At 65.7% G+C, this 6,957-nt stretch carries 6 protein-coding genes and 1 tRNA gene; all 7 read left to right on the forward strand.

Going from position 1 to position 6,957, the window contains the following annotated elements; translation table 11 throughout:
* The first annotated feature begins 80 nt into the window (after window positions 1-80).
* Window positions 81-1,448, forward strand: coding sequence for a 16S rRNA (cytosine(967)-C(5))-methyltransferase RsmB (gene rsmB, locus J7U46_RS17670; RefSeq protein WP_282828193.1), 1,368 nt, complete (start codon window positions 81-83; stop codon window positions 1,446-1,448).
* Window positions 1,449-1,454: 6 nt separating this feature from the next.
* Complete coding sequence (locus tag J7U46_RS17675; protein WP_282828195.1) at window positions 1,455-2,042, forward strand: DUF4390 domain-containing protein; 588 nt, start codon at window positions 1,455-1,457, stop codon at window positions 2,040-2,042.
* On the forward strand, window positions 2,039-4,315 hold the full coding sequence (locus tag J7U46_RS17680; RefSeq protein ID WP_282828196.1) for an ATP-binding protein: 2,277 nt from the start codon (window positions 2,039-2,041) through the stop codon (window positions 4,313-4,315). Before J7U46_RS17675 ends, J7U46_RS17680 begins: the two co-directional genes overlap by 4 nt.
* 14 nt (window positions 4,316-4,329) lie before the next feature.
* Window positions 4,330-5,037: a response regulator gene (locus J7U46_RS17685; RefSeq protein ID WP_282828198.1), complete on the forward strand. Its 708-nt coding sequence runs from the start codon at window positions 4,330-4,332 to the stop codon at window positions 5,035-5,037.
* Between the two features lie 97 nt (window positions 5,038-5,134).
* Window positions 5,135-5,210 (forward strand) — tRNA-Phe (locus J7U46_RS17690).
* A 127-nt stretch (window positions 5,211-5,337) separates the two neighbouring features.
* On the forward strand, window positions 5,338-6,528 hold the full coding sequence (locus J7U46_RS17695; RefSeq protein ID WP_282828200.1) for a hypothetical protein: 1,191 nt from the start codon (window positions 5,338-5,340) through the stop codon (window positions 6,526-6,528).
* Window positions 6,529-6,545: 17 nt separating this feature from the next.
* Complete coding sequence (locus tag J7U46_RS17700) at window positions 6,546-6,941, forward strand: hypothetical protein (protein WP_282828202.1); 396 nt, start codon at window positions 6,546-6,548, stop codon at window positions 6,939-6,941.
* Window positions 6,942-6,957: the final 16 nt, after the last annotated feature.

A 6,957-nucleotide genomic window follows, 5' to 3' on the forward strand; every position in this document is an offset into this window, starting at 1 on the left:
GGGTTCATGCAGCGGCCATTGTGTCCGCTTCGCCGATGTGACGCATGGGGCGCCTCAGATGCCCCCCTTACACTGATCGGGTGTCTGCTGTTGCCCCCCCTTCCCCTGCCGCCCCCCATTTCGCACCGCCGCTGCAAAAGCTGCTCCTGCAGGTGGCCGATGCCGTGCAGGGCGTGCAGGCCGGCCAGTCGCTGAACGCGCTGCTGGCGCGCTGCCCGGCCGAGCTGCGGCCCGGCACGCAGGCGCTGAGCTTCCATGTGCTGCGCCATCTCGGTGCGGCCCAGGCCGCCCGCAAGCTGCTGGCGCCCAAGGCGCCGCCGGCCAAGGTGGACAGCCTCTTGCTCAGCGCCCTGGCCCTCTTGTGGCCGGTGGCCGAGCCGGCCTATGCGGACCACACGGTGGTGGACCAGGCCGTGTCGGCCGCCCGCAAGCGCGTGCCGGCCTCGGCCGGCTTCATCAATGCCGTGCTGCGCCGCTTCCTGCGCGAGCGCGAGGCCCTGGTCGAGGCCGCCCGGCGTGATCCGCAAGGCGCCTTCAACCATCCGCCCTGGTGGATAGACAAGCTCAAGGCCGACTGGCCCGCGCAATGGCAGGCCATCCTGGCCGCCAACAACGAGCAGCCGCCGATGAGCCTGCGCGTCCATGCCGGGCGCGGTACGGCCGAGGCCTACCGCGAGCGCCTGATCCAGGCGGGGCTCGGCGCCCGCTTGCTGGGCGAGTTGGCGCCGCAGGCCCTGGTGCTGGACAAGCCGGTGCCGGTGCAGCAGCTGCCCGGCTTCGCCGAGGGCGATGTCTCGGTGCAGGACGCTGCCGCGCAACTGGCGGCGCCGCTGCTCTTGAACGAACGCCCCGGCCTGCCGCCTCTGCCCGCCGCGCCGCGCCTGCTTGATGCCTGCTCGGCCCCGGGTGGCAAGACCGCGCACCTGCTGGAGCTGCGGCCCGAGGCCGAGGTGGTGGCGCTGGATGCCGACGCCGAACGCCTGGCCCGCGTGCAAGACACCCTGCAGCGCCTGCAGCAGCGCGCCACGCTCAAGGCCGCCGATGCCCGCGACACCGCCGCTTGGTGGGATGGCCAAGCCTTCGACGCCATCCTGCTCGACGCGCCCTGCAGCGCCTCCGGCATCGTGCGCCGCCATCCCGATGTGCGCTGGCTGCGCCGCGCCGCCGATATCGCCCAGCTGGCCCAGATCCAGGCCGGCCTGCTCGATGCGCTGTGGCCCACGCTCAAGGCCGGCGGCCGCCTGGTCTACGCCACCTGCTCGGTCTTCAAGGCCGAAGGTCAGGCCCAGGTCGATGCGTTTTTGCAACGCTGCCCGGATGCCGAGCTGATTCCGGTGGATGGCTTCACGGGCCACCTGCTGCCCCTCGCACACAATGAGGCACAGCCAGGTGGGGCCTCGATCGTCGACGGCTTTTTCTACGCCTTGCTGCTCAAGAAAAAGGCCTGACCCATCTTGCGCCGCCGCCGGTTCGTCTCCGCCGCCTCCCTCCTGCTGTCCGCCGCCCTGCTGGGCTCGGCGGCGCCAGCGCTGGCCCAGGGCATCGAGCTGCTGCACCTGAAGACCGAGAAGGCCGAGGAGGCGCTGGAGCTCAGTTTCAGCGGCCGCTTCGAGCTGCCCCGCGCGGTGGAGGAGGCGCTGATGAAGGGCGTGCCCATCTACTTCACGGCCGAGGTTAGCGTGTTCCGCAACCGCTGGTACTGGCGCGATGCGCGTGTAGGCCGTGTCAACCGGACCTGGCGTTTGACCTGGCAGGCCCTGACCCGCCAGTACCGCATCAGCACCGGCGGCCTGAACCAGAACTTCAGCAGCCTCGCCGAGGCGATGAACTCGCTGCGCAATGTGAACGGCTGGCGCGTGGCCGAGGCCAGGGAGCTGGATGACGACGGCCGCTACTACCTGGAGTTCAGCTACCGGCTCGACACCAGCCAGTTGCCCAAGCCCATGCAGATCGGCCTCGGTCTGCCGCAGGGCTGGGCCCTCGGGGTGGAGCGCACGCTGAGCCTCAACGCCGACCTCACGCTGCGTCAGAGCAATCCATGACCCGCGCCGCTCGATGGGCCTGGGTCATCTCGCTGGTGGCCATCACCGGCGTTTGCGGCGTGCTGGCGTTCATGCTGTCGATAGACGCGACCACGCCGCGTGGCTTCTTCGAGCGCCACTACGCCTGGCTGTTCTGGGTCAACGTCGCCGTGGCCGTGGTGCTGGTGCTGGTGATCGCCGTGGCCGCTGTGCGCCTGTACCTGCGTGTGCGGTCCGGCAAGTTCGGCAGCCGCCTGCTGCTCAAGCTGGCCGGCATCTTCGCCCTGGTCGGCGTGGTGCCGGGGCTGCTGATCTACACCGTCTCCTACCAGTACGTGAACCGCAGCATCGACAGCTGGTTCGACGTGAGCCTCGCGAGCGCCCTGCAATCGGGCCTGGAGCTGGGTGCGGGCACCTTCGACTCCATGGGTGCCGAGCTGGGCGCCAAGGCCCGCGATGCGGCCGACAAGCTGCGCGACACCAATTTCTCGCAGCAGGTGCTGGCGCTGGAGCGGCTGCGCGAGCAGATGAATGTGCGTGCCATCGCCGTGGTGGGCTCGAACGGCCAGATCCTCTCCGGCGTGGGCGGTGATGCGGGCTCGCTGCTGCCCGACCGGCCCGAGCTCTCGCTGCTGCGCCGGGCGCGGGCCGAGGACGTGGCCGTCGGCAAGCCCGAGGGCCTTGACGATGACTCGGCCGTGCTGCAAGGGCGCGTCAGCCTGCGCGCCCTGGCCTATCTGCATGGCAGCGAGCGCAGCCTGGGTTCCAGCGCCAGCGCCGAGCGCTACCTGATGGTGGTGCAGCGCCTGCCCATGGCCACCGTGGTCAATGCACTGGCGGTTCAGAAGGCCAAGAGCGAGTACGAGCAGCGCGCCCTCGAGATCGGCGGCCTGCGCAAGGTCTACCTGGGCACCCTGACCCTGGTGCTGATCCTGGCCCTGTTCGCGGCCCTGCTGCTGGCCGTGACCCTCGGCAACCAGCTGGCGCGCCCATTGCTGCTGCTGGCCGACGGCGTGGCCCAGGTGGCCCATGGCGACCTCTCGGCCAAGCCGGTGCTGACCAGCAAGGACGAGCTGGCCGGCCTCACCCGCTCGTTCGCCGACATGACCGAGCAGCTGGCCGATGCGCGCTCCATGGTCGAGCTCAGCGTGACGCAGCTGGAGGCGGCCCGCACCAATCTGCAGACCATCCTCGACAACCTGACCGCCGGCGTCATCGTGTTCGATGCCGAGGGCCGTATCGACACCGTCAACCCCGGCGCCACGCGCATCCTGCGCCAGCCGCTGTTTGCCTACCGCGGCCGGCGTCTGTCCGAATTGGAGCCGCTGCAGGGCTTCGCCCAGTCGGTCTGGCAGCGCTTCGAGGCCCACCAGGCCAGCCCCGAGGAGGGCGAGCGCGGGCAGTGGCAGGACAGCTTCGAGCTGCAGCAAACCAGCGGCGAGATCCTGACCGTGCTGGTGCGGGGCGCCACCATGCCGCATGACGCGCGCCTGGTGGTGTTCGATGACATCACCGAGGTGGTCTCGGCCCAGCGCTCGGCCGCCTGGAGCGAGGTGGCGCGCCGCCTGGCCCACGAGATCAAGAACCCGCTGACACCGATCCAGCTTTCCGCCGAACGCCTGCAGCACAAGCTGGAGGCCAAGCTCGAGGGCGCCGACCAGGCCATGCTGGTGCGGTCCGTGGGCACCATCGTCAACCAGGTGCAGGCGATGAAGCAGTTGGTCAACGAGTTCCGCGACTACGCCCGCCTGCCCGCCGCGCAACTGACCGCGCTGGACCTCAACGGCCTCGTTGCTGAGGTGCTGCTGCTCTACGCACCGGCCCAGGAATCTGGCCGCCTGCATGCCGAGCTGGTGATCGATCCGCCGCTGATCAAGGGCGATGCATCGCAGCTGCGCCAGGTCATCCACAACCTCGTGCAGAACGCGCTTGACGCCGTGAGTGAGCGTCCCGACGGCCATGTGCTGCTGCGCACGCAGAAGTCGCTCGGCGAAAACGGCGAGCTGCGCGCCTTGCGTTTGCAGATCATCGACAACGGCCCCGGCTTTGCCGACAAGGTGCTCAAGCGCGCCTTCGAACCCTATGTCACGACCAAGAGCAAGGGCACCGGACTCGGCCTTGCGGTGGTCAAGAAAATCGCCGACGAACATGGCGCCCGCATCCGCCTGTCCAATCTGCACAAGGACGGCGACGAGGCCCAGCCGACGGTGGGCGCGCAAGTTTCGTTATCATTTTCAAATCTCGCGACTGCATTTGGGCCCGCCGACCCCGGCGCAGCACCGCAGTCCGCTTGATGAACTAGGCATCCATGGCAACCATTCTCGTAGTCGACGACGAACTGGGCATTCGCGCCCTTTTGTCTGAAATCCTCACCGATGAGGGGCATTCCATCGAACTGGCCGAGAACGCGGCCCAGGCCCGCGCCGTGCGCGAGCGGATGAGACCCGACCTGGTGCTGCTGGACATCTGGATGCCCGATGTCGACGGCATCAGCCTGCTCAAGGAGTGGGGCAGCAGCGGCCAGCTCTCCATGCCCGTCATCATGATGAGCGGCCACGGCACCATCGATACGGCGGTCGAGGCCACCAAGTTCGGTGCCATTGCCTTCCTGGAAAAGCCGATCACGCTGCAGAAGCTCCTGCGCGCCGTCGAGCAGGCGCTCGTCAAGACCGCTCCGCGCCCGGCGCCGGTGCTGGGCGGCAACAACCACGGCAGCTACGCCCGCACCGAGATCAGCGCCCTGCAGATGAGCCTGCCGGTCTCCGGCAACAGCCTGCCGCTGGCCGCGCTGCCGCCGGCCGGCCTCGCCTCCGAACAAAGCTTCGAACTCGACCGCCCGCTGCGCGAAGCCCGCGACGCCTTCGAGAAGAGCTACTTCGAGTTCCATCTGGCCAAGGAAAACGGCTCCATGACTCGCGTGGCCGAAAAGACCGGCCTCGAGCGCACCCACCTGTACCGCAAGCTCAAGCAACTCGGCGTCGACCTCTCGCGCAACAAGCGCGGTGGCGGGCTCTGAGGCGTGGCGTGACGACAGCCCAAAAACCTGTGCTATAGTCGCGGTCTTCGCTGATTTGACCCGGCCAACGCCGAGGCCAATGAGGCAACAGACACAAGGCCTGGTAGCTCAGTTGGTAGAGCAGCGGATTGAAAATCCGCGTGTCGGTGGTTCGATTCCGCCCCAGGCCACCAAAATTCAGCAGTGCTGATAAGCACTTAAGTACAAGCCCCGCGTAGTTCGCTACCCGGGGCTTTTCTACAATTCGGCGGTATCTCTACAAAACGTCGCCTCTGATCGGGTGATGCGCGGAGGCGCGGGATGTTTGAGAAAGCTGTGCTGCAAGGAGCGTCTCGCAGCGGCGGGCTAACAATCGGCCAAATTGCTGAAGCTCTGCTCTTCTATCAATCTGTGCACCTGATCCTGGACGCCGGCGCCGTTATGGCACTGGCACAAAGCATTGGCTGCGGCGGGTTGATCGACCTGCTCAAGCGCGAAGGGGTCACTGCGACATTTGTCGAGGGAATGCCCGTCACGTACAGCCAGAAGATGGGGGCGCTCACGGCGCACACCTTCGAATTCATGGCTCTCGTGCCAAAGAGGCTGCCCGACGGGTTCTTAAGGGGACGGAGGCAGCTCAAGCTTGCATCGCTTGCCGGGCGCTTGCTTGACCAGGGGTTTTCGAAGCCCGATACCCGAAGGCTCGTGCAGGCGCTGGCCGACATCCCACACAAGGTATTGGGCGATGAAAATTTCGGCAAGGAGTTGCCGAGGTTGGCCCTGAACGACCTGAAGGACGATGCGTACTGCACCCAAGCGATCCGTGACGTGCTGGGCCGATTGGTTCCGCCGCAATTGATCCCACAAGACTTCCGCATTCGGATTCAGGAATCGGATCTCGGGTTCTATCTTTTTGGCGATCTGCGAGTGCACGACATTGAGGCAGCACGGCTGAAGCTCGCCTTGCCTGGAGAGCCGGTTACTGAGGCTCTAGTGATTGGCAACGTGCACCAAGCTCGCGTAGACATGTACCAAGGTGCGCACTACGGCGGGGACTTCTATACATCCCCCGATTCCAGCTCTCTCATCAAGTTGCGGTGTGAATCCCTATTGGTACGTGCAGGGCTGCATCAAGAGGAAAAGGCAGTCTTTGAAGATGTTGTCTTGGATGGGTGCCCGTCGGTCGCCGAGGTCATCGACGCGGGCGAGCGCTCATTCTCTGAGTTTGCCAAGCTGCTTGATAAGGCGGGCTCATTTCGGAAGTGGGTTCATTCTGTGAATCCGGATCGGCAACTGGTTAGCGCCTATCTCGAAGAGGTATCTAGGCAGGGGTGGCTGCAGACCAGCAAGGGAAAATCTCTCAGGTATGTGTTGGGCCTCGCGACCGGCCTTGGCGAAATATTGGGGCCGATCTTCGGAGCGTTCGACGCGTTTGGCATTGACGCCATCGCTGATCGCTGGCGCGCTAGTCACTTTGTTGATCAGCGCCTCAAGCCATTCTTGGATAAGTGAAGGACAGGTGAGGCAACGTGAGCAACTCGCAAAACCAGCAGCAAGGCGGCAATCCAGCGTCTCCCGCAAACTTGCAGTCACCAGGCCAAGCCAATGCAAACCCCGCCCCGATGAGCAAGGGTGGCAACATTCTCGGCATTGGCACGGATGGCCTGGCCGGGTTGTCGGTCGATGAGGTTGTTGGCAACAAAGTTGCAGTCACGATGGTGATGCACTACTACAAGCAACTCGTCGACGAGAACGCGTCGATGAAGAACGACCTCAACACTGCCCGTACCTACGTCATGGGCTATGACCGGAAGTCCACGTATACCAAGGTTGCAGCTTGGTTGCAGGCTCTCGGGGCAGTTGGTGTTGATTCCCGCGCGATCTTGACCCACCGTTTCCATCCAATCTTGACCCACCCTTGTTAGAGCCTCTCGGGCTCAG

This window comes from Pelomonas sp. V22, from assembly GCF_030014915.1.
In the GTDB taxonomy this organism is placed as follows: Bacteria; Pseudomonadota; Gammaproteobacteria; order Burkholderiales; family Burkholderiaceae_C; genus JAUASW01.

Excerpts from the sequence above, each read along its gene's own strand:
- J7U46_RS17680 (WP_282828196.1), top strand. The coding sequence starts at position 2,039 with ATGACCCGCGCCGCTCGATGGGCCTGGGTCATCTCGCTGGTGGCCATC.
- J7U46_RS17685 (WP_282828198.1), top strand. The coding sequence starts at position 4,330 with ATGGCAACCATTCTCGTAGTCGACGACGAACTGGGCATTCGCGCCCTT.
- J7U46_RS17695 (WP_282828200.1), top strand. The coding sequence starts at position 5,338 with ATGTTTGAGAAAGCTGTGCTGCAAGGAGCGTCTCGCAGCGGCGGGCTA.